Raw genomic sequence first — 22450 nt, 5'->3', positions numbered from 1 at the left:
CACATGTCAGCTGATTCCTCACCGACGATCCTGGTAACCCGGAGGTAGACCATGAAGCGCTCTGTCACAGCATGTTGCCTGTTCCTGCTCAGTCTCACCCTGTTCCCCGGCTCCGCGCTGGCCCGTACCCAGTTCAGTGTCTGCTGGTCGATTTACGTCGGCTGGATGCCCTGGGGCTATGGCGATGACGCCGGCATCATCAAGAAATGGGCGGACAAGTACGACATCGAGATCGACGTCGTGCAGATCAACGACTACATCGAATCCATCAATCAATACACCGCCGGCCGCTATGACGGCTGCACCATGACGAACATGGACGCCCTGACGATTCCGGCGGCCAGTGGCAAGGACTCCACCGCTCTGATCGTCGGCGACTTCTCGGATGGCAACGACGGCGTGGTGCTCAAGGGCTCCAGCACGCTGGCGGACATCAAGGGCAAGCGCGTCAATCTGGTCGAGTTGTCGGTATCGCATTACATGCTGGCACGCGGCCTGGAAACGGTGGGAATGACCGAGCGGGATATCACCGTGGTGAACACCTCCGATGCCGATCTGGTGTCCGTGTTTGCGACACCGCGGGTACAGGCGGTGGCCACCTGGAGCCCACTGCTGAGCACCATCCTGGACATGCCCAACGCGAACCTGGTGTTCGATTCCTCGAAGATTCCCGGTGAGATCATCGACCTGATGGTGGTCGATACGCAGGTGCTGAAAGACTACCCGGCGTTTGGCAAGGCGCTGACCGGCGCCTGGTACGAGATCATGGCGCGCATGCAGGGCGATGATGACGCGGCGCGCAATGCTCGCGACATGATGGCCGAGGCGTCCGGGACGGATCGCGCCGGTTATGAGGCGCAACTGAACAGCACGCGCATGTTCTATGCCGCTGCGGACGCCGTTGATTTCACCCTGAGTGACGATCTGCTCAGCACCATGGAGCGGGTCGCGGAATTCTCGTTCAACCATGGCCTGCTGGGTGACGGCGCTCCGAGCGCTGGTTTTGTCGGCATTGAAACGCCCGCCGGGGTGTTCGGCAACGCTGGCAATATCCGTCTGCGTTTTGATCCGGCCTTCATGAAAATGGCGGCCGACGGCGAGCTGTAACGACGATGAAAAAGCTCATCAACCGCCAACCCTCGAAGCTGACCGCTGTACTGCTGGGGCTGTTGCCCTTCGCACTGCTCCTGCTGCTGTACCTGTCGGCATCGGGGGCGCGGTTGGCGGAGAACCCGGACGATCGCCTGCTGCCCGCCTTCAGCACCATGGCGGAATCCATCGAACGGCTGGCGTTCGAACCGAACCGGCGCACCGGTGAGTACGTGTTGTGGGCCGACACCCGCGCCAGCCTGCAACGGCTGGGTATCGGTGTCGGGCTGGCCGCGCTGGTGGGGCTCGTGTTTGGTGTGGCAAACGGTGCCGTGCCTTACATCCGGGCAACACTGTCGCCGCTGGTGACCGGCTTGTCGCTGGTGCCGCCGATGGCGCTGTTGCCGATCCTGTTTATCGCCTTTGGTCTGGATGAACTGTCGAAGGTGATGCTGATCCTGATCGGGATCACCCCGTTCATCATTCGGGAATTGCAGGGGCGTGCGCTGGAAATTCCGGATGAGCAGATCATCAAGTTGCAGACACTGGGCGCCAATACCTGGCAGATCATCCTGCGATTGATCCTGCCGCAGCTGATGCCGCGCCTGATCAGCGCCGTGCGCCTGTCGCTGGGTCCGGCCTGGCTGTTCCTGATTGCGGCGGAGGCCATTGCTGCCACGGAGGGACTGGGTTACCGGATCTTCCTGGTGCGTCGCTACCTGTCGATGGATGTGATCCTGCCCTATGTCGTCTGGATCACCCTGCTCGCGTTCCTGATCGACATCGCCTTGCGGCGATTCTCCCGATGGCGCTACCCCTGGTTCCATGCCATGCAGCGCTGAACCTTTGAACAGAAGATGACCATGCCGATTATCGAACTGAAAAATGTCTGGAAGGAGTACGGCAGGGAAGTAGTGCTGGAGCGCCTGAACGTGCGCGTCGAGGAAGGAGAATTCGTCACCATCGTGGGTGCATCCGGGTGTGGCAAGACCACCTTTCTGAAGATGCTGCTGGGCACCGAGCAGGCCACACGGGGCCATCTGCTGCTGGACGGTTCGACCATCCCGGGCGAGCCCGACGGCTCGCGGGGCATTGTTTTCCAGCGCTATTCGGTGATGCCGCACCTGACGGTGGAGCGCAATGTGATGCTCGCTGGCGAGTTGGCGGCCAACCGCTTTCTCGGCATCGCCTTCGGCGCGCAGCGTCAGGCCTTGCGCGAGGAAGCACGGCAGATGCTGGAGCAGGTGGGCCTGGCCGACGCCACGGACAAGTACCCGCATGAACTGTCCGGTGGCATGCAGCAGCGGCTGGCCCTGGCGCAGGCACTGATCAAGCGACCGCGCATCCTGTTGCTGGATGAACCGTTCGGCGCGCTTGATCCGGGTATCCGTCGTGACATGCATGAGCTGGTGCTGTCGCTGTGGCGCAGCCAGAAGCTGACCGTGTTCATGATTACCCACGATCTGGAAGAAGGCTTTCTGTTGGGTACGCGTCTGTGGGTGTTCGACAAGACGCGACTGGATGTGCAGGCCCCCGGGGCTTATGGCGCTCGCATCACCTATGACCTGCCGGTGGAAAAAACATCGCCGCCGCTGGCGTCACTGAACGCGCAGCTGGCCGACACCGCCCGCGTGCTGGGTCATTGAATCACCATGATCAGGGAGACGTTATGAACGCCTTGTTGTACGAATACACCATGCCCGGCGGCCATCACTGGTCGTTGCGCATGCGTCGCGGCAATCTGCTGCGGCTCACCGACGTGGCGGGTGGCGCCAATGTCGGCATGCTGTGTTACAACCCGGAAAATCTGCTGGAGCGCTACAACGCACCGGATACCCTCAAGGCCCAGCACACGTTCCGACTCGGCCTGGGCAATTGCCTCTATTCCGACATGGGGCGCAGCATGGCCTCCATCATTGAAGACAGCCACGGCTGGCATGACACCGTTTGCGGCAACCTGAGCAAGCGCCAGTGCCGTGAACAGTATGGCCACCACAGCTACCAGACGCACCGCAACGGCTGGACCCTGTCCGGCGAGGAAAGCTTTCTGGTGGAGCTGGGCAAGTATGGTCTGGGCGAGCGCGACATGGCCGCCAACGTGAATTTTTTCAGCAAGGTCATCAGCGATGACAACGGGAAACTGCACTACGACGACAGCGCCTGCCAGGCGGGCGCGCAGGTGACATTGCGTTTCGACATGGACGCCCTGGTGCTGCTGCATAGCTGCCCGCACCCACTGAACCGGGCCAGCGAATATCCGCGTCGTCGGGTACAGGTGCAGTTGCTGACCGGGGACCCGATCAGCGATGGCGATGTGTGTCTGAACCATCGCCCGGAAAATCGCCGCGCGCTGGAAAATAACCGACTCTATTACCAGGATGCGCGGCCATCCTTTCTTGTCGATGGAGGTCAGCATGATTCGGGAAAGTGAACGTACGCTGAGTCAGGCGCGTGAGCGCCAGGTGGTGGACGCGGGAGATTACTATATCGGCATCTTGCGCGCGGGCGAGACACTGCGCATCACCGACCTGGAAGGGAACCAGGCCGCCGACACGCTGTTCTACAACGCCGCCGACCCGGCAGAGCGGTACAGCGCCACCGATACGATCTGCCAGCAGGGCAACGTGTATCTGGGCGCCGGCAGCGTGCTGATCTCCAGCCGTGGCAACCCGATGCTGGATGTGGTGGCGGACACCTGCGGGCGACACGACACCGTGGGCGGTGCCTGTGCGTCGGAGAGCAACACCGTACGCTACGATCTGGCCCGGCGCTGCATGCATTCCTGTCGCGACAGCTGGATGCTGGCGATTGCCGAGCATGAAGAATACGGGCTCGACAAGCGCGACATCACCCACAACATCAATTTCTTCATGAACGTGCCGATCACCGCTGACGGTGGACTTCAGTTTGCCGATGGTATTTCCGCCCCGGGCAAATATGTGGAACTGACCGCGCGCATGGATGTGATTGTGTTGATGTCCAATTGCCCGCAACTGAACAACCCCTGTAACGGCTATAACCCCACGCCTGTGGAACTGGCCGTGTGGGATCACTGACACGCCGATCAACCGCACCGCAGGGACGACCCTGTCGGGAAGCAGACACCGTGGGACGGCCCACCCGGGTAGCGCGATGTTCCGAAAAGTCATGATTGCCAATCGCGGCGCCATTGCCTGCCGCGTTATTCGTACGCTCAGGGAAATGGGCGTCACCTCGGTAGCGGTGTATGCCGACGCCGATGCCGATTCATTGCATGTGCGCCAGGCCGATGAGCGCTGGCCACTGGGCGCCGGTGGCGCCGCAGACACCTATCTGGATCAGGACGCCCTGTTCGCGATCATGCGCGAAACCGGCGTGGATGCCGTACACCCCGGTTACGGTTTCCTGAGTGAAAACCCCGCGTTTGTCGAGCGATGCGAGCGTGAAGGTATTGCCTTTATCGGGCCCACGCCGGCGCAGATGCGGGATTTCGGCCTCAAGCATACGGCCCGCGATATTGCCACGCAGGCCGGAGTGCCCCTGCTGCCGGGCACCGGCCTGCTCGACAGTGTGGACGCCGCGCTCGCTGCCGCCGACGACATTGGTTACCCGGTGATGTTGAAGAGCACCGCGGGGGGCGGCGGCATTGGCATGCAGGTGTGTGCGGATCGCCACGCGCTGTTGCGCGCCTGGGATACGGTGAAGCGCCTGAGTGCCAACAATTTTTCCAATGACGGTGTATTTCTGGAGAAATACATCGCCCGCGCCCGGCATATCGAAGTACAGATCTTTGGTGATGGCTGCGGCCAGGCGCTGGCGCTGGGCGAGCGCGACTGCTCGGCCCAGCGGCGCCACCAGAAAGTGGTGGAAGAAACCCCGGCGCCGAACCTGCCCGATGACGTGCGCCAGACTTTGCACGCCACCGCCCGGCGGCTGATGGAGGCGGTGCAATATCGCAATGCGGGCACGGTGGAGTTCATCGTCGATCAGGACACCCACGCGTTCTATTTTCTTGAAGTGAACACGCGACTGCAGGTGGAACACGGCGTGACCGAGCAGGTATACGGCGTGGACCTGGTGGCCTGGATGGTGCAGCTGGCGGCGGGAACCCTGCCGCCGCTGGACACGCTGGCGGCCGGACTGACCCCGCGCGGGCATGCGATACAGGCGCGGGTGTATGCCGAAGATCCGAACAAGGATTTCCGCCCGTGCGCCGGGCTGCTCACCACGGTGGCTTTTCCTCCGGCGGATGGTGTTGCGGTGCGGGTGGACCACTGGGTGGAGGCCGGACTCGAGGTGCCCGCCCTGTTTGATCCGATGCTGGCCAAGGTGATCGTGCATGCCGACACCCGCGCGGCGGCCTGTGCCGCGCTGGAGAGCGCGCTGGCGGATACAGTACTCGAAGGCATCGAGACCAACTGCGGCTACCTGCGTGCCCTGATTGCCGATGCCGACTTCCAGCAAGGCACCATGACCACGCGCAGTCTCGATCACCTGCCCTGGCAACCGTGCACGCTGGACGTGATATCGGGCGGAACCCTGACCACGGTGCAGGATTTTCCCGGGCGCAGGGGTTACTGGCCGGTGGGCATTCCGCCATCCGGCCCGTTTGATGATGTCAGCTTCCGTCTGGCCAACCGTTTGCTGGGCAACGCGCCGGATTGTGCTGCGCTGGAGTGCACCCTGAACGGGCCAACGCTGCGCTTCAATATCGATACTACGATCGCGCTGACTGGCGCCGACATGGGCGCCACGCTGGACGGTGACACCGTGCCGACCGGCCAGCCTGTGGCGGTGGTTGCCGGGCAGACCCTCAAGCTGGGCAAGGTCAGCGGCGCGGGCGCACGCACCTATGTGGCGGTGGCCGGCGGGATTCAATGCACGCCCTACCTGGGTTCGCGCAGTACCTTTACCCTGGGCCAGTTCGGCGGTCACGGTGGCCGGGCGTTGCGTGCCGGAGATGTGCTGCATTTGTCTGCGGCCGCCCACACGGTGGCAGCCCCGGACACAGCGCTGGCCGCGCCGGAGCGGTTGCCGGATTACCACACCCTGCGGGTCACCTATGGTCCCCATGGCGCGCCGGATTTTTTCACACGTCAGGATATCGACACCTTCTTTTCCAGCACCTGGCAGGTGCATTACAACTCCAGCCGCACCGGTATTCGCCTTATTGGCCCGAAGCCGGACTGGGCCCGCCGCGACGGCGGCGAAGCCGGCATGCACCCTTCCAATATTCACGACAATGCCTATGCCGTGGGCACGGTGGATTTCACCGGCGACATGCCGGTGATCCTCGGGCCAGACGGGCCATCACTGGGTGGGTTCGTGTGCCCGGTGACGGTGATTCGTGCCGACCGCTGGAAGCTGGGGCAACTGAAGGCGGGCGACACCCTGCGTTTCGAATGCATCTCGCTGGACCATGCCGACCAGCTCGCGCTGGCACAGGACCGCTGGTTTGAAACGCAGGATAGCGAGCCGTGCGAGGCCCCCTGGTCCGTGCCGGTGCCCGCAGCCCGGCCCGAAGACGCGGTGCTGAAACGGCTCAGCGCCGACCAGGCCGGTGTCGAGGTGGTTTATCGCAGCGCGGGCGACCGTTATCTGCTGGTGGAGTACGGCCCGCAAATGCTGGATGTGCGGCTGCGGTTCCGTGCCCATGCGTTGATGCTGTGGCTTCAGGAGCAGGCGCTCGACGGTGTGCTGGAACTGACGCCGGGGATTCGGTCCCTGCAGATCCATTTTGATCCGCGTCGTCTGCCGCGTCGCACGCTGCTCAGTGTGCTGGAAGAAGTCGAGCATCACCTGCGTGACCAGGCGGATGTCGAGGTGCCTGCGCGCGTGGTCTGGCTGCCCTTGTCCTGGGACGATGCGGCTTGCCGCACGGCGATTGAAAAATACATGCAGTCGGTGCGCCGCGATGCGCCCTGGTGCCCGAGCAATATCGAATTTATCCGCCGCATCAACGGGCTCGCCAGCATTGACGAGGTCAAGCGCATTGTCTTTGACGCGCGCTATGTGGTGATGGGCCTGGGAGACGTCTACCTGGGTGCGCCCGTGGCCACGCCCCTGGACCCGCGCCATCGTCTGGTGACCACCAAGTACAACCCAGCGCGCACCTGGACGGCGGAAAATTCCGTGGGTATTGGCGGTGCCTATCTCTGCGTGTATGGCATGGAGGGCCCGGGTGGCTATCAGTTTGTCGGCCGCACTTTGCAGATGTGGAATCGCTATCACCGCACGAAAGAATTTACCGAGCCTTACCTGCTGCGCTTCTTCGACCAGATTCGCTTTTATGAAGTCAGTGCAGAGGAGCTGGAACATATCCGGCGGCTATTCCCCCGGGGTGACTATCCGCTGCGCATCGAGGAAACGCGCTTCTCGTTGCAGGAGTACGAACACTTCCTGCTCGATAACGCGGACAGCATTGCTGACTTTACTCGAGCCCGTGATGCTGCCTTCGAGGAAGAACTGGCGCGCTGGCACGCCAGTGGGCAGATCCACTTTTCCCCGGAGCAGAACGTGTCGGCCCCGGAAGAAGAGACGCTGCCAGAGGGTGTGCCGGTGGAGTCCCCCGCCGCAGGCAGTGTCTGGAAGTTGATGGTCAGTGAGGGCGATCAGGTCAGCGCCGGTCAGGTGGTGGCGATCCTTGAATCCATGAAGATGGAGATCGAGGTCACGGCGCCGGAAGCAGGCCGGGTCATCCATCTGGCACGGGCCGCCAGCGATCCGGTCAGTGCGGGGCAGGTCATGATGGTGCTGGAAAGTAGCCAATAACAAAGAAACTGTTTCCTGATCGGCGGTGCGTCGGCCGCTGAACAGTTATGTCCTTGTGAGCGGCCGCCGGGCTTCCTAGACTCGGGAAGATCAGGCTTATACCGGAGCAGGGATATGGATGGATCAGCGACAGGCGGACTGCGTCCGCTCAAACATATTCACCACATGGCATTCCGCTGCCGCGATGCCGAGCAGACGCGCTGGTTCTACGAGGACATTCTCGGCCTGCCGCTGACATTGGCGATGGTCTTCGACAAGGAACCTGGTAGCGGTCGGCCCGTGGATTACATGCATCTGTTCTTCCAGATGGAAGACGGCAACTTCATCGCCTTCTTTGACGCCCCCGACGACGTGGATGAAAGCCTGTTCCGCCCGAAGCATGGTTTCGATCTGCATCTGGCGTTTGAAGTGGACACGGTCGAAGAACTGAAAGCCTGGCGCAAGCGCATCAACCAGGCCGGGCGGCCCTGCTTCGGGCCCATTGATCACGAGCTGCTGCACTCCATCTATATGTACGACCCCAACGGCATCCAGGTGGAAATCACCATTCGTGATAAAAGCTATGACGAATTTGTCGCGCACGACCGCGCGCAGGCCCACGAGGTGCTGCGGGCCTGGACCGAAAAAACCCGCGCCCGCAAAGAGGCGGCCTGCGGTGCTGACGCGCTGGATATGCGCGGCATCGACACCAGCAAGGCCGATTTCAGCAAGATGAAGGCGGGTTCATGAGCAGCGGCTATACACGGATTCCTTACCTGATCAGCTTTGCCGAACAGAACGACTTCAAGGACACCTATGCCGGGCCGATGAATCATGTGGCGCTGGAGGCACACCTGCTCAAGCCCGAGCGTGCCAGTGACACCGTGATCGTGTTCATGCATCCCATTGGCGGTGGCGCTTACCTGCCCATGGTCTCGGCCATGGCCCGCGCCGGGCATCACGTGATTTATTGCAACAGCCGCTATCGCGGTGTCGACAGTGCGCTGATCATGGAAAAGGTGGTGGCGGATCTGGGTGAATGTATCCGCGATGCCCGCGAACGCCTGGGCTATAAAAAGGTGGTGCTGGCGGGCTGGTCCGGCGGTGGCTCGCTGAGCCTGTTCTATCAGGCCGAAGCCGAAGACCCGCGCATCACGCACACGCCAGCGGGCGATCCCTGTGATCTGGTGGCGCGCGGCCTGATTCTTGCAGACGGTGTCATGCTGCTCGCGGCGCATATTTCCCGCGCAGGTACCTTGACCGAATGGCTGGACCCGTCGGTGCTGGATGAGCGTGATCCGTCACAGCGCGATCCGGCACTGGATATCTACAGCCCGGACTGCCCCGCCCAGCCGCCCTACGACGATGCCTTTGTGCAGCGCTTCCGCGCTGCGCAGATTGCGCGCAACCGCCGCATCACCCACTGGGTGCAGGATCGGCTGGCCGCATTGCGCGCCGACGGTTGGCATCAGGAAGAATTTGCCTTCATCACGCACCGCACCATGTGCGATGTGCGCTGGCTCGACCCCACACAGGACGCCAACGAACGACGCCCGAACTGGTGCTATCTGGGCGAACCCCGCCAGGTCAACAACGGCCCGGTGGCGTTGGCGCGCTTCAACACATTGCGCGGCTGGTTGAGCCAGTGGAGCTATGACCTGAGCAACGCCAACGGGCTGACCTGCGCGGCCCGGTTGAGTGTGCCGGTGCTGGTGATCGGCAACGGCGCGGATGATGCCTGCACGCCGTCGCACACCCATCGGCTGTTCGCGGCCATCGGCCATGACAACAAACAGTTGCATGAAGTCGCCGGGGCCAACCACTATTACTTCGGCCAGCCGGACAAGCTGGCACAGGCCGTCGCGCGCTGTGATGCCTGGCTGCGCGCCCACGACTTCGGCTGATACCGGGGAACCCTGCCGATGATGGATCTGATCACGCTGCTGCTGACGTTGTTGTTCACCGTCACCGGCCTGCAGACGCTGGCGTTCTACGCCATCTGGTACTACGAGCGCCGCACCCGCCCTGAGGAAGCGAAGGTGCCCGGTGAAACACCCGTAAAGGTGTTGCCTGGCATGCTGGGCATTCTGGTGGAGTGGGCCGCCATCACCTTTCTGGTGGTCACCTACCCCTTGCGTCTGCTCCACGATGCGTCGCCGGTGCGCACACGCAAGCGTGGCGAGCCACCGATCATTCTGGTGCATGGCTACGGCGGCGACAGCGCCAACTTTCTGCTCATGCAATGGCGCCTGAAGCGGCGCGGCTGGGACAATGTGTATGCTGTCAGCTATACCCCGCCCACCCTGAATGCCCGAAAGCTCGCACAACAGGTGGCCGACCATGTTGATCGCATCCTGGCCGCAACCGGCGCCGACAAGGCGTACCTGATCTGCCACAGCATGGGCGGGCCGCTGACCCGTTATGCGTTACAGCACCTGGGTCTGGCCGGCAAGGTAGAAAAGGTGATTTCCCTGGGGTCGCCGCATCGTGGCTCCAGCATTGCCAACCTGTTCCCGGCCATGGGGGCGGCGGCGCAGATGCGCTATCGCAGCGCCTTTATCCAGGAACTGGAAGAGACCGCCGGACCAACACCCGGCGGGGCGACCTTCTATTCCATCTATTCGAATTTCGACAACTTTGTGTTGCCTTCGTCCACCGCCGTGCTGGGTGGTGAGGCGCAGAATATCCATGTGCCCTACCACGGCCACTGTACACTGCTGTACAGCAACCAGGTTCTGGCCCAGGTGGAGAGCTGCTTGCGAGAGGGCCCTGCTGAGGCTACTCCGTCTCGATCTCCGGATTGAACAGGCGCAGGAAGCGCGCCAGACGAACACGGCCTCCGGTAACAAAATCGTAGTCCCGCGCCAGTGCCACGGCGGGATTGCGCTCCCCGGCCAGCAGCTGGCGGAAGCGCAAACTGTCTACGCGCACATGCAGGTCGGCATCGTCCCGCGCGCCTTCATGAAGCTCCGTGACACCGCGCCGGACTTCCAGCGTCCAGGCTTCCTTCAGATCGGTAAATTCGAACACCGTGAACTGATGCAGGTCCATGGCGGCGTTGCCGTCCAGCGCCACGGCCATGCCGTTGAAATAGGCGCGTAGCGGAATGCCGGCCAGCATCTCATCGCCCGGCGTGAAGATGCGCTCGGGCACGGTGATCTCGCCCGCCAGTTCTGCCGCGTGGGTCAGGTACCAGTGGCGGGCATTGGGATTGATTTCCTGCGCTGCCAGCGCGCGCAGTGCCCGGATGCGCGCTTCGCGCCCCTCGGCATGATCCGGCGCCACGCGCAGCAGGGTGTCCGTGAGCTCCAGCACCCACTGGTGGTCGCCAGCCTCCGCAGCGTCGCTCACCGCCTCGGCCAGTCGTGTTTCGCCGCCGATCAGCGCGGTCAGTCGTGTGGCCTTTTCGTCCGGTGGCGTCGGGTGCAGGTTGCTGGGGTTGCCATCAAACCAGCCCAGTTGTCCCTGGAAAATCATCCGTGCCGCCCACTCCGGTTTGCCATAAAAGAATTGCAGATACGGCGAAGCGGCCAGGTGCGGCGGCAATTGCAGTTGCGGCGCTATCTCGTCGGGCGTCAGCCCTGCATTCATCATGCGGATGGTCTGGTCATGCACATAACGGATGGCATCTCGGTAATCCGTAAGGTGTTGGCGGATGGCTTCTGCCCCGGAGATCGGGCGGCTGTGGCCGGGCACCAGATGTTCGGCATCGAAGCGGCGCATGCGATCCAGGCTGTCGGCCCATTGTTTCGGATCGCGGAAGCTGGTGCCGCGAATGGTGTAGAGATTGGGAAATGCCTTGTAGAAGTTGTCCCCCGGCATCATCACCCGTTTTTCCGGCAGCCACACCATGATCTGGTCATCGGTTTCGCCGGGCATGTGGTGCAGGCTGATGGCCACACCGGCCACTTCTATGTCCAGGCTGTCGCGGAAGGTGTGCGTTGGCCGCAACATTTCAATGCCGGCATCGTCATCCATGGCGACAAACGGCCCGATGCCCACATTGGTGCGCTCTTCGTCCGGCAGCAGGTTGCCGTACATATGCAGCGAACGCCGGGTGATTACGGGCTGCAGCACGCTGAATATCTTGTCGGCTTCCTGCATCAGGGTGTCGTGGGCATAGACCTGCGGCGTGTGGCCAGGGGTAATGAAAGCCGCCGCACCGAAGATATGGTCGGGGTGCGAATGGGTGTAGATCAGCGCCTTGACCGGCTTGTCGGTGATGGCGCGGAAGCGTTCGGCAACGCGCTCGGCCGCCTGCAGGGATTCCATGGTGTCAACGATGATAACCCCGTCATCGCCCTCGATCATGATGCTGTTGGCAATGCCGAATCCGACCGCCACATGCACGCCATCGGTCACCTCAATCACGTCCTCGCGGAATTCCTCCCCATGGGAGAGCAGCTGCTCGGGGCTGGCGGCCGGCGGCGCGGTTCGCTCTGTGGGGCGGTCGCAGCCGCTCAGTAACAGCAGGGTACAAAGCAGCGTTGTGGAAAAGAAATGAAGGCGGCGCATGCAAGGGCTCCTGATCCCGGTATTCTTGTAATAACGTGCCATATGGTGTCACGTTCACGGACTATTGATCCATAACAGGAATTCCGCTGGCATGGCTTGAGGCTTCACGCTGCAAAGGTGATGATAGGGGGACTTCATGATGAAAGGGCAGGAGACGAGATATGGCAGAACACGCGGCAACGGTTACCTGGCATCTGGCGCCCCGGGCAGAGTTTTCGGCGCAGAATTATAACCAGGATCACGAGTGGACCTTTCCGGGCGGTGAAGTCGTGCCGGCCTCCTCGTCGCCGCATTACCACGGCACTGCTTCCCGCGTGAATCCTGAGGAAGCGGTGATCGCCTCGCTGTCCAGCTGCCATATGCTGACCTTCCTGGCGCTGGCGGCGAAGAAGCAACTGCGCGTGCTGAGCTATCTGGATCGGGCCACGGGCACCCTGGGCAAGAACGACGCGGGCAAGATGGCGCTGACCGAAATCACCCTGCGCCCGCGCGTGGTGTTTGCCGACGAAGCCAGCCCGGATGAAGCCACGTTGCGCGGGCTTCACGACGAGGCCCACGACCGCTGCTTCATCGCCAATACCCTGAACGCGAAAATGACCCTGGAGCCCGAGATCATCGATCTCTGACACCGGATCGGGTGACCCGGCGGTCAGGCCCGGCCTGCGCTCGCCCCCTACCCCGCTTTTCCTTACAATCGTGCCCCTAACGTAGCTTGTCAGGGGCACTATCATGCTTGATCAGAGCGAAATCGAACTGTTTCGCGACAACCTCCGCAAATACCTGGAGAAGGAAATCCTTCCCCATTACGCCAAATGGGAAAAGGAAGAGATCCTGCCCCGCGAGGTGTGGACCGGCCTGGGCGAGAACGGCTTCCTGTGTGTGGACGTGCCGGAGGAATACGGCGGCTACGGTGCCTCCTTCCGTCTTTCCGCCATCGTGGTAGAAGAAGCGTCGCGCATGGGCTTTGGTGGCCTGGCGTCCAACATCTCGGTGCACTCGGACATTGTGGCCCCGTATATCCTGCACCTGGGCACGGAAGAGCAGAAGCAGACCTGGCTGCCGAAAATGGTGACCGGCGAAGCCATTGGCGCCATCGGCATGACCGAGCCCGGCGCCGGTTCCGACCTGCAAGGCATGAAGACCCGCGCTGAGCGTGACGGCGATCAATTCGTGATCAACGGGCAGAAAACCTTCATCACCAACGGCCAGCACGCCAATGTCGTCGTACTGGCGACCAAGACCGACCCGAATGCCGGTGCCAAAGGCATGACCCTGTTCACCGTGGACACGTCCCTGCCCGGCTTTGCCCGCGGCCGCAATCTGGAAAAGATGGGCCACCACTGCGCCGATACCTCGGAGCTGTTCTTCGAAAACGTGAAGGTGGGTGCCGACCAGATTCTGGGCGGCGAAGGCAAGGGGTTCGCCAACCTGATGAACGAGCTGCCCCGTGAGCGTCTGATTCTGGCGATTGGTGCGGTGGGCGCCTGCGAAGGCATGATCGAGCGCACCATCGAGTATGTGCAGGAGCGCAAGGCGTTCGGCAAGGCCATCGCCAGCTTCCAGAACACCCGCTTCAGCCTGGCGGACATGCAGGCCCAGGTTGCGGTGAACAAGGCCTTTGTGGCGCAGTGCACGGATCAGTACGACCGTGGCGAGCTGACCGCCGTGAACGCCTCCATTGCCAAGCTCACCACCACCGAACTGCAGGGCGTGGTGGCCGACAAGTGTCTGCAACTGTTTGGCGGCTACGGTTATATGCAGGAGTACCCGATTTCCCGCGATTACGTGGATGCACGCATCCAGCGTATTTACGGCGGTACCAGCGAGGTGATGAAGGAAATCATTGCCCGCGACCTGCTCGGCCGCGCCTGACCCCGGGATGTGCCGGGCTTCGCTGGGCTCAGCCCGGCGAAGCCCGGTGCCACGCTAGGCGGCCGCCGACCGCTTGGCCACCGCCCGCAATACGATCCGGCACTGATTCTCCCCGTACTCACGAATGGCTTCCGCCGCGGCCTCGGTATCGCGCTGGGCCACGTTCGCCAGCAAGCGCTGAAAGATGGTGATCGACACCCCGAACTCCGTGGTCTCCTCGGTCAGGGCGATATAGGAGTAGCGCTGCAACAGCGGAATCATGTCGGCAATGGTGCGCGACATATAGGTATTGCGGGCGAACTCCAGCATGGCGGGCAGGTAGTCGAACACCAGCTGGTGCGCCCCAGCCACGTCTCCGGCCTCATAGCGTTCCTGTAACAACGGCACCAGGCGCGCCAGATGCTCCAGTTCATCCGGCCGCCAGTTGCGGGCCGCCCGGGCGGCCAGGTCCGCCAGCAGCAGAAACAGGAAGTCGTACAGCTCCCGCACCTGCTCTTCGGTGATGTCGCACACCTTGGCCCCGCGCCGGGGCTGTATCTCGATCAGGTGCCGGTTCTCCAGCACGCGGAAGGCCTCTCGGAGTGAGTTGGTGCTCACATTCAGGCTCTTCGCCAGCTCTGCTTCGGGCAGCTTGGCGCCCGGCGGCAGGTCTCCCTTGATGATGCGATCCCCAAGATGCTCGGCAATCTGTTCGCTCAGACTGATGGCTTTCAGTGGCATATGGCCTCCTTTGACTGGCGACAGTATAACCACTCCCTGATACCCGTGCATTACATGAATTGTTTGACACCTCAATTCTTCAGGTATAGTCTCGACCATGACAGTGAGCGATGGCAGGGATGGGCCCTGCCCGGGAGACTGAGTATGTTTGAGCGTATGAGTTCGGATCTGATGATCCTCTTCAAGCGTTTTGGTTATCTGTTGGTGCTGGTGGTGCCTGCCGTAGGCGTGGCGTGTTCCTGGCTGCTGGTGAACTCGCCCAATGCCAATTTCTGGGCTTTCTTCCCGATCCTCTTTACCTTCGGTCTGGTGCCGATCCTCGACTACATCGTCGGCAAGGATCCCGCCAACCCGGATGAAGAGATCCAGGTGCCCGCGATGAGCAACGAAATCTACTACCGCGTGCTGACCCTGATGTGCCTGCCGCTGCACCTGGGCGTCATGGCCTACGCAGGCTGGGCCTTCGTCAACGCTGAGCTGTCCCTGTTTGCGCAGTTGGGCTGGCTCATGTCCGTGGGCGTGATGGGGGGCATCATCGCCATCAACATCGGCCACGAACTGATCCATAAAGATCCGAAAATCGAAAACTGGGCGGGCGGCCTGTTCCTGGCCTCCGTGACCTATGCCGGTTTCAAGGTGGAGCACGTGCGTGGCCACCATGTGCATGTGTCCACCCCGAACGACGCCAGCTCGTCACGCTACAACCAGAGCATTTACGATTTCCTGCCCAAGGCCTTCCTGCACAACTTCACCAACGCCTGGCGCCTGGAAGCCGAGCGCCTGAAGCGCAAGGGCAAATCCCCCCTGAGCGTCTATAACGAGCTGATCTGGTGGTACAGCATTTCCGGCCTGTTCGCCCTGACCTTCTTTGCCGTGTTTGGCTGGATGGGTTTGCTGTTCTTCGTCGGCCAGAGCTTCTTCGCCTCGGCCACGCTGGAAGTGATCAACTACATCGAGCACTACGGGCTGCACCGTCGTGAGCTGGAAAATGGTCGCTTCGAACGTGTGACCCCGGCCCACAGCTGGAACAGCAACTACCTGCTGACCAACATGTTCCTGTTCCACCTGCAGCGTCACAGCGATCACCACGCTTATGCCAAGCGTCGTTACCAGGTGCTGCGCCACTACGAAGAAAGCCCGCAACTGCCGGGCGGCTATGCGGCCATGTTTGTGCTGGCCCTGGTGCCGCCGCTGTGGAAGAAAGTCATGAACCCGCGGGTTGAAGCCTACTACCAGGGCGAGCTGGACCAGCTCTTCCGCGAAGGTCGTCGCGTCAACAACATCTCGGCGTCCTGACGCTGAACCGGAATCACGACTGGCAGGCTCTCCGTGTCTGCAAGTGATTTGGGTGTCGCATGATCCGCTGAGGGGCGGACTCTTGGCACCACTCCGTCAAAGCCGGCGCTCCCCCGCCGGCTCACTTTTTTACCCTGGTAGGCTGGGCTGAGCACAGGCGAAGCCCGGCACTGAAAGCAGTAACCGACCTTCCAGGTCATGAGGTGGCGCTAGCACAAAGTCCAGGGATGCAAGCTGCGAGCGTGGAGGGGTAGGTTCCTGCATCAAAAGCGTGGCACTGCATCATCAGGGTTCTGGTGCCGGCACCCATACCGGATATATTCCCGGATATAGATGTAGAGCAGTTACTTGCTGACATAGTCGCATCATATGGACCGCCAACGAGTGTTTGATAATAAAAGCTCCCCGATAGCAGGAAATTCGCATTCAAATTTACAGTAGCGTTGGGAGGGTTTATTTGTAGCGATGAGTTCATTACAGAGACCCCCCCAGATGCTGACGCTCCTTCAGGAGGGCCTTGTTGAGAGTCGGAGTGGCATGCTACTGCGTCAACGGTTCCTTCCCCCTAAGATTTCGATTTTTTACGGTTGATGGTTATTGTCATCTGCGCAAGCGAAGCCGTCTTTGGTTGACGGACTTATTCGCACCTCAGCTTCTCCGGGAGGCAAATAGCGCGCCCCGGACTGAGCGCATAGTTCTCCATAAACTTCGGCTGCGAGCTCTTCGGGCGCAAGATGGATTATCGAGTACGATCCGCCTGGATTTTTCCTGAGCGTCTGGGTTATGAGAGCTTTCTTGCCGCCGGGAGTCTCTACGGTGATGGTTCTTTGAAATGTGTCATCGGCATGCCCGTGACTGAACAATCCAATTATCAGGAATCCAAGAAAATGGCGACGTAAAACAAGAAGGGAGCCAATCATAACGAGTCCGTCCGCTGAAATGGATGTTACTTGACACAAGGGTATCAGAGCAGTTGCTGTATTAGCACATGCATAGATGTACCGGTTTTGTCTATTGCCGCCAGAACAGCGGCATGAACAGCACCAGCATGGTAAAGACTTCCAGGCGGCCGAGCAGCATGGCGAAGCACATCAGCCATTTGGCAAAGCTGCTGATTTCGCTGAAGCCGCTGGCCACCCCTTCGATGCCGACGCCGAGGTTATTCAGCGAGGCGGTGGTGGTAGACAGTGCAGTACCCGCATCCATGCCGGTCATCATGAACAGCAGCGTGATGATCACGGCGACAGTGATATAAACACCCACGAAACCCCATACTGCCTGCAAGACGCGATCGTCCGCTGCGCGGCGGCCGAAGCGCACCGCAAACACGCCGGTGGGATAGATCAGTCGACGCAACTCGCGCAGGCTATGGTGAAAAACCAGCGCGGCGCGAATGATCTTCATGCCGCCGCCGGTAGAACCGGCGCAACCGCCGAGGAAGCTGGTAAGGATCAGCAAATAGGGAATATAGCTGGGCCAGGCGGCCGCGTCGGTGCTGGTCAGCCCCGTACCGGTGCTGAATGACAGCGACTGGAACAGTGCGTGGCGCAAGGTGGTCAGCGCATCGCCCTGATAGATGTTGAAGATCCACAGGCCGCCGGCAATAAAGCCCACATACAAGGTCAGCATGCCGACAAAGAAGCGGAACTCCGGGTCCATGATGTAGGCGGCGACGCTGCGCCCGCGCCACACGGCAAAATGCAGCGCAAAGCTCACCGCCCCGAGGAAGATGAACAGGCAGGCAATCAGGTCGATTACCGCGCTGTCGAAATGCGCCATGCTGGCGTCGTACATGCCGAAGCCGCCGGTGGAGACCGTGCTGAAACTGTGGCCGATGGCATCGAACCAGCTCATGCCCGCCCAGCGATACAGCACGGCGCAGGCAATGGTGAAGGCAACGTAGATGATCCACAGGGCTTTTGCCGTTTCGGCAATGCGTGGTGTCAGCTTGGCCTCTTTCATCGGCCCGGGAATTTCTGCCTTGAACAACTGCATGCCGCCGACGCCGAGCATGGGCAGGATGGCGATGGCCAGTACGATGATGCCCATGCCGCCCAGCCATTGCAGTTGCTGGCGGTAATAGCGCAAGGCATTGGGCAGGTCTTCAATGCCGGTCAGTACGGTGGCGCCGGTGGTGGTGAGCCCCGAAATGGCCTCGAAGACCGCATCGGTCACGGTCAGATCCAGCGCCGGGCTGAGCAACAGGGGAACGGCGCCAATGCTGCCCAGCACGGCCCAGAACAGGGTGACCACCAGGAAGCCGTCGCGGGTCTGCAACTCGGCCTTGTGCCGCCACACCGGCAACCACATCAGCAGCCCGAGCACAAAGATGATGCCGAAACTGCCGAGGAACGCCAGCTCGCTGCCGTCCTGGTAATACCAGGCGACCACCACCGGCGGCACCATGGAGAAACTGAACACCATCAGCAGGATGCCGAGAATTCTGGCGATCAGCGCGTAATGCATGGCGGCCCGTCCGGATGCCTAGAAAAAAGTGAAGCCCACCTGGAACAGCTTTTCCACATCGATGATGCGGCGCCGGTCCATGAGGAACAGAATCACGTGGTCGTCCTGTTCGATGACGATGTCATCGTGGGCGATCAGTACCTTTTCACCACGCACGATGGCGCCGATGGTGGTGCCTTCGGGCAGGTCGATATCCTCGATCATGCGCCCCACCACTTTCGAGCTGCGCGCGTCGCCATGGGCAATGGCCTCAATGGCTTCGGCGGCGCCGCGACGCAGGGAATGCACACTGACCACATCGCCGCGGCGCACATGGGTCAGCAGATTGCCGATGGTGGCCTGCTGCGGTGACACGGCGATATCGATGTCGTGCCCCTGCACCAGATCCACATAGGCGGGGTTGCTGATCAGCGTCATCACCTTGCGCGCGCCAAGCCGTTTGGCCAGCAGCGACGACATGATATTGGCTTCGTCGTCGTTGGTCAGGGCGCAGAACACATCGGTGTTTTCGATATTGGCTTTCAGCAACTGATCGCGATCGGTCACCAGCCCTTGCAGCACCACCGAGCGTTGCAGATTCTCCGACAGCCAGGCGCAGCGATCCGGCATGCGCTCGATCAGCTTGACGTTGTAACGGTGCTCCATGCCCTTGGCCAGGCGATAACCGATGTTGCCGCCGCCGGCGATGACGATGCGCTTGTAGTTGTGCTCCAGTCGCCGCAGTTCACTCATGACCGCGCGAATATCGTTGCGCGCGGCGACGAAGAAGACTTCGTCGTCGGCTTCGATCACGGTGTTGCCTTCCGGCAATATCGGTCGGTTGCGGCGGAAGATGGCCGCCACGCGGGTGTCCACGTTGGGCATGTGCTTGCGCAGTTCGCGCAGTTCGTTGCCCACCAGCGGGCCGCCGTAGTAGGCGCGCACCGCCACCAGCTGCACGCGCCCGCCGGCAAAGTTCACCACCTGCAAGGCGCCGGGCAGATCGATCAGACGGCGGATGTAATCGGTGACCACCTGCTCGGGGCTGATGATCACATCAATGGGAATGGCGTCGTTGCGGAACAGCTTTTCCTTGTGCACGTAATTGGCCGCGCGAATCCGGGCAATCTTGGTGGGCGTGCGGAACAGCGAATAGGCCACCTGGCAGGCCACCATGTTGACCTCGTCACTGTTGGTGACGGCAATCAGCATGTCGGCGTCTTCGGCGCCGGCCTGGCGCAGCACATTCGGGTAAGAGCCGCGCCCGGTGACGGTGCGGATATCGATACGGTCGCTGAGTTCGCGCAGACGGTCGGCGTCGGTGTCGATGACGGTAATGTCATTGCGCTCGCCGGCCAGGTTCTCCGCCAGCGTGCCGCCCACCTGCCCGGCGCCGAGAATGATGATCTTCATCGGCGCGCGTCCTCAGTCTGCCTTGCGCAGGCGGGCCAGATAGAAACCGTCGTGCCCGCCTTCGCGGGGCAACCACTGCGCGCCTGCCTGCACTGCCACATCACCACTGACCTGTGCCGTGTCATCCCGTGCATCCCCCTGCCGGGCAAGGAAGGCGCTGACCTGTGCCGCATTCTCCTGCGTCAGTGTCGAGCAGGTGGCGTAGACCAGCAGACCCCCGGGTCTGATAAGCGGCCATAATGCATCCAGCATGCGGGCCTGTAAACCGGCCAGCGTCGGCAGGTCGGTGGCGCGACGATGCCATTTCACATCCGGCTGACGCCGCAGGATGCCGGTGGCGGAACACGGCGCGTCCAGCAGGATGGCATCAAAGGGCGTGCCGTCCCACCAGGCTGACGGCACAACCGCATCACCGGCGAGCACTGTCGCGTTCGCGCCCAGCCGCGCCAGATTGCTGCGCACCCGGTCCAGGCGCGCCGCATCGTTGTCCAGCGCGATCAATGTCGCGCCGGGAAAACGCTCGGCCAGTTGTCCGGTTTTGCCGCCCGGTGCGGCACAGGCATCCAGCAGGCGACCGTCGTCCGGTGCGTCAATGAGTTCGGCGGGCAGTTGCGCTGCTTCGTCCTGCACCGAGAAGACGCCGTCGTTGAAGCCGGGCACCGCGTTTACCGGTACCGCCTCGTCCAGATAGAAGGCATAGGGCGCCAGGCTGCCAGCATGATGCGGCAATCCGGCGGCTTCCAGGCGTTGTGCCAGCGCCGCCGCATCACCGTGCAGGCGATTGCCGCGCAACGTCATGGGCGCGGGCACGATGCTGGCGCGGGCCATGGCGGTGGCCTGATCGTCGCCCCAATCGGCACACCACTGTTGCCACAGCCAGTCCGGCAACGAGCAGGCGATGGCGACCGGCAAGGCGGCGCGGACCTCGTCGATCTCCGTGCGTCCGGCCTTGCGCAGCAGGGCGTTGCTCAGCCCGGCCGCCCAGGGGGCGTTCAGGGTCCGGCACAGATCCGGGTAGGCATTCACCACCGCATGGGCGGGGCGCTCGGTAAACCAGAGTTCATACAGGCCGCACAGCAATGCCAGCCGCACGCCCCGGGCACTGGGTTTGAGGGGCTTGTCCATGGCGCTGTCCAGCCAGTGGTCCAGCAGCCGGTAGTGGCGGCACACGCCAAAGCACAGATCACTGACCAGGCCACGGTCCGCCGGGCTGAGGCCGTCGCGGACTTCACCCAGGGCCTCGCGCAGGCTGCGGCCCTGCTCGTCGGCGGGCAGTATCTCGCCCAGCAGGACCACGGCCAGATGACGCGGATCTGTGGGCCGGGTGGGTCGGCGGGCGGCCGGGCGGCGGCCGGCAGAACGCGGCCCGGAAGCGTGTCGGGCAGTACGGGGTGAGGCGCTGCGCGGGTGGCGGCTCATGCCGCACCACCCAGGGTCTGCCCGGTGTGCAGCGCATCCGGTCGCCCGCGCAGCAGATCGGCGACGGGCATGGCTTTCTTGCCGGGCAGTTGCAGGGTGACCAGCCGAAGCACGCCCTGGCCGCAGGCCACATCCACGCCCGCCGGGCTGACGGCCACGACCGTTCCGGGGGGCTCCCGGCGTTGATCATGGATTGCTTCGCTGGCCCACACCCGCAGGGTGTCCCCCGCCAGCGTGGTCCAGGCCACCGGCCAGGGATTGAAGGCGCGCACCTGGTCGTGCAGCGCCCGGGCATCGCGCGACCAGTCCAGGCGGCCTTCATCCTTGGTCAGCTTGTGGGCGTAGGTCACGCCCTCTTCGGGCTGTGCCTCGGCACGGGCGAGCGCAGCAGGCAGGTCATCGAGCACCGTGACCAGCGCCTCGGCGCCCAGGGTGGCAATGCGCTGATACAGGCTGCCGCCGGTGTCCTCCGGCGTGATCGGTGTGCGGACCTTGTGCAGCATCGGCCCGGTATCCAGGCCCACATCCATTTGCATGATGGTGACACCGCTCTCGGTATCCCCTGCGGCGATGGCCCGATGCACCGGCGCCGCACCGCGCCAGCGCGGCAGCAGCGAGCCGTGCACGTTCAGGCAGCCATGGCGCGGGATCGCCAGCACGGCTTGCGGGATGATCAGCCCGTAGGCCACCACCACCATGACATCAGCCTCGAAGGCGCGCAGCTGCGCCTGGACGGCAGGGTCTTTCAGCTTTTCCGGTTGCAGCACCGGCAGCCGGTGCTGCTCGGCCAGTTGCTTGACCTCACTGGCGACCGGCTTGCGGCCGCGCCCGGCGGGGCGATCGGGCTGGGTCAGTACCGCCACGACCTGATGACCGCTGGCCAGAAGGGCCGCCAGCGAGGTGGCGGCGAAATCCGGCGTCCCGGCAAAGATAATGCGCAAGGGTCAGGCTC

The 22450-nt window shown here is 62.4% G+C and carries 18 protein-coding genes; 12 read left to right on the top strand and 6 right to left on the bottom strand.

From position 1 onward, the window contains the following. The first annotated feature begins 51 nt into the window (after positions 1-51). The 9 genes from DKW65_RS12755 to DKW65_RS12715 all read left to right on the top strand — a co-directional run bounded on the left by DKW65_RS12755 (position 52) and on the right by DKW65_RS12715 (position 10622). On the top strand, positions 52-1107 hold the full coding sequence (locus DKW65_RS12755; protein WP_111657798.1) for a putative urea ABC transporter substrate-binding protein: 1056 nt from the start codon (positions 52-54) through the stop codon (positions 1105-1107). A gap of 5 nt (positions 1108-1112) precedes the next feature. Next, a complete protein-coding gene (locus tag DKW65_RS12750; RefSeq protein WP_111657797.1) occupies positions 1113-1931 on the top strand; it encodes an ABC transporter permease in 819 nt (272 codons plus the stop codon). A gap of 21 nt (positions 1932-1952) precedes the next feature. After that, complete coding sequence (locus DKW65_RS12745; RefSeq protein ID WP_211315803.1) at positions 1953-2735, top strand: ABC transporter ATP-binding protein; 783 nt, start codon at positions 1953-1955, stop codon at positions 2733-2735. A gap of 23 nt (positions 2736-2758) precedes the next feature. Next, on the top strand, positions 2759-3520 hold the full coding sequence (locus tag DKW65_RS12740) for an urea amidolyase associated protein UAAP1 (protein WP_111657796.1): 762 nt from the start codon (positions 2759-2761) through the stop codon (positions 3518-3520). Then, positions 3504-4145, top strand: coding sequence for an urea amidolyase associated protein UAAP2 (locus DKW65_RS12735; protein ID WP_111657938.1), 642 nt, complete (start codon positions 3504-3506; stop codon positions 4143-4145). The genes DKW65_RS12740 and DKW65_RS12735 overlap by 17 nt, the downstream gene beginning before the upstream one ends. Before the next feature lie 76 nt (positions 4146-4221). Beyond that, on the top strand, positions 4222-7839 hold the full coding sequence (gene uca / locus DKW65_RS12730; protein WP_111657795.1) for an urea carboxylase: 3618 nt from the start codon (positions 4222-4224) through the stop codon (positions 7837-7839). A 114-nt stretch (positions 7840-7953) separates the two neighbouring features. Beyond that, complete coding sequence (locus DKW65_RS12725) at positions 7954-8568, top strand: VOC family protein (RefSeq protein ID WP_111657794.1); 615 nt, start codon at positions 7954-7956, stop codon at positions 8566-8568. Further along, complete coding sequence (locus DKW65_RS12720; protein WP_111657793.1) at positions 8565-9722, top strand: alpha/beta hydrolase; 1158 nt, start codon at positions 8565-8567, stop codon at positions 9720-9722. Before DKW65_RS12725 ends, DKW65_RS12720 begins: the two co-directional genes overlap by 4 nt. An 18-nt stretch (positions 9723-9740) precedes the next feature. Then, on the top strand, positions 9741-10622 hold the full coding sequence (locus DKW65_RS12715) for an esterase/lipase family protein (RefSeq protein WP_111657792.1): 882 nt from the start codon (positions 9741-9743) through the stop codon (positions 10620-10622). On the opposite strand, the gene DKW65_RS12710 is transcribed toward DKW65_RS12715, so the two are convergent. Then, positions 10597-12333 carry an alkyl sulfatase dimerization domain-containing protein gene (locus DKW65_RS12710; RefSeq protein WP_162925863.1) on the bottom strand — a complete coding sequence of 579 codons (1737 nt, stop codon included), beginning with the start codon at positions 12331-12333 and terminating at the stop codon, positions 10597-10599. The two genes, DKW65_RS12715 and DKW65_RS12710, sit on opposite strands and share 26 nt — an antisense overlap. A gap of 161 nt (positions 12334-12494) precedes the next feature. On the opposite strand from DKW65_RS12710, the gene DKW65_RS12705 reads away from it, so the two are divergent. Both DKW65_RS12705 and DKW65_RS12700 read left to right on the top strand, forming a co-directional pair. Beyond that, complete coding sequence (locus DKW65_RS12705) at positions 12495-12959, top strand: OsmC family protein (RefSeq protein WP_111657790.1); 465 nt, start codon at positions 12495-12497, stop codon at positions 12957-12959. A 103-nt stretch (positions 12960-13062) separates the two neighbouring features. Beyond that, the gene (locus DKW65_RS12700; RefSeq protein ID WP_111657789.1) at positions 13063-14205 is read left to right on the top strand and encodes an acyl-CoA dehydrogenase family protein; all 1143 of its coding nucleotides are present in this window, start codon (positions 13063-13065) and stop codon (positions 14203-14205) included. A gap of 54 nt (positions 14206-14259) precedes the next feature. Here DKW65_RS12700 and DKW65_RS12695 read toward each other — a convergent pair whose 3' ends face one another. Further along, positions 14260-14925 carry a GntR family transcriptional regulator gene (locus DKW65_RS12695; RefSeq protein ID WP_111657788.1) on the bottom strand — a complete coding sequence of 222 codons (666 nt, stop codon included), beginning with the start codon at positions 14923-14925 and terminating at the stop codon, positions 14260-14262. Between the two features lie 144 nt (positions 14926-15069). Between DKW65_RS12695 and DKW65_RS12690 the strand changes: the two genes are divergently transcribed. After that, entirely contained in the window at positions 15070-16221 is a 1152-nt protein-coding gene (locus DKW65_RS12690; RefSeq protein ID WP_111657787.1) for an alkane 1-monooxygenase, read from the top strand. Positions 16222-17232: 1011 nt separating this feature from the next. Here DKW65_RS12690 and DKW65_RS12685 read toward each other — a convergent pair. Genes DKW65_RS12685 through fmt form a run of 4 tightly spaced genes read right to left on the bottom strand, consistent with a single transcriptional unit; the run spans position 17233 to position 22439 of the window. Continuing rightward, positions 17233-18687, bottom strand: a complete 1455-nt coding sequence (locus tag DKW65_RS12685; RefSeq protein ID WP_111657786.1) for a TrkH family potassium uptake protein — start codon at positions 18685-18687, stop codon at positions 17233-17235. Positions 18688-18705: 18 nt separating this feature from the next. Continuing rightward, entirely contained in the window at positions 18706-20079 is a 1374-nt protein-coding gene (gene trkA / locus DKW65_RS12680; protein WP_111657785.1) for a Trk system potassium transporter TrkA, read from the bottom strand. A 12-nt stretch (positions 20080-20091) separates the two neighbouring features. Continuing rightward, on the bottom strand, positions 20092-21498 hold the full coding sequence (gene rsmB / locus DKW65_RS12675; protein WP_111657784.1) for a 16S rRNA (cytosine(967)-C(5))-methyltransferase RsmB: 1407 nt from the start codon (positions 21496-21498) through the stop codon (positions 20092-20094). Further along, positions 21495-22439 carry a methionyl-tRNA formyltransferase gene (fmt, locus tag DKW65_RS12670; protein ID WP_111657783.1) on the bottom strand — a complete coding sequence of 315 codons (945 nt, stop codon included), beginning with the start codon at positions 22437-22439 and terminating at the stop codon, positions 21495-21497. The genes rsmB and fmt overlap by 4 nt, the downstream gene beginning before the upstream one ends. Positions 22440-22450: the final 11 nt, after the last annotated feature.

Origin of the sequence: Isoalcanivorax indicus (assembly GCF_003259185.1) — a bacterium.
Lineage (GTDB): Bacteria > Pseudomonadota > Gammaproteobacteria > Pseudomonadales > Alcanivoracaceae > Isoalcanivorax > Isoalcanivorax indicus.
The sequence above is the reverse complement of the archived record's forward strand: the minus strand, read 5'-3'. Positions and strand labels throughout refer to the sequence as shown.

Coding starts and splice junctions, on each gene's coding strand:
- uca (WP_111657795.1), top strand. CDS start 4,222: ATGTTCCGAAAAGTCATGATTGCCAATCGCGGCGCCATTGCCTGCCGC.
- DKW65_RS12750 (WP_111657797.1), top strand. CDS start 1,113: ATGAAAAAGCTCATCAACCGCCAACCCTCGAAGCTGACCGCTGTACTG.
- rsmB (WP_111657784.1), bottom strand. CDS start 21,498: ATGAGCCGCCACCCGCGCAGCGCCTCACCCCGTACTGCCCGACACGCT.
- DKW65_RS12745 (WP_211315803.1), top strand. CDS start 1,953: ATGCCGATTATCGAACTGAAAAATGTCTGGAAGGAGTACGGCAGGGAA.
- DKW65_RS12705 (WP_111657790.1), top strand. CDS start 12,495: ATGGCAGAACACGCGGCAACGGTTACCTGGCATCTGGCGCCCCGGGCA.
- DKW65_RS12715 (WP_111657792.1), top strand. CDS start 9,741: ATGATGGATCTGATCACGCTGCTGCTGACGTTGTTGTTCACCGTCACC.
- DKW65_RS12725 (WP_111657794.1), top strand. CDS start 7,954: ATGGATGGATCAGCGACAGGCGGACTGCGTCCGCTCAAACATATTCAC.
- DKW65_RS12695 (WP_111657788.1), bottom strand. CDS start 14,925: ATGCCACTGAAAGCCATCAGTCTGAGCGAACAGATTGCCGAGCATCTT.
- DKW65_RS12735 (WP_111657938.1), top strand. CDS start 3,504: ATGATTCGGGAAAGTGAACGTACGCTGAGTCAGGCGCGTGAGCGCCAG.
- DKW65_RS12700 (WP_111657789.1), top strand. CDS start 13,063: ATGCTTGATCAGAGCGAAATCGAACTGTTTCGCGACAACCTCCGCAAA.
- DKW65_RS12740 (WP_111657796.1), top strand. CDS start 2,759: ATGAACGCCTTGTTGTACGAATACACCATGCCCGGCGGCCATCACTGG.
- DKW65_RS12755 (WP_111657798.1), top strand. CDS start 52: ATGAAGCGCTCTGTCACAGCATGTTGCCTGTTCCTGCTCAGTCTCACC.
- DKW65_RS12685 (WP_111657786.1), bottom strand. CDS start 18,687: ATGCATTACGCGCTGATCGCCAGAATTCTCGGCATCCTGCTGATGGTG.
- trkA (WP_111657785.1), bottom strand. CDS start 20,079: ATGAAGATCATCATTCTCGGCGCCGGGCAGGTGGGCGGCACGCTGGCG.
- DKW65_RS12690 (WP_111657787.1), top strand. CDS start 15,070: ATGTTTGAGCGTATGAGTTCGGATCTGATGATCCTCTTCAAGCGTTTT.
- DKW65_RS12720 (WP_111657793.1), top strand. CDS start 8,565: ATGAGCAGCGGCTATACACGGATTCCTTACCTGATCAGCTTTGCCGAA.
- DKW65_RS12710 (WP_162925863.1), bottom strand. CDS start 12,333: ATGCGCCGCCTTCATTTCTTTTCCACAACGCTGCTTTGTACCCTGCTG.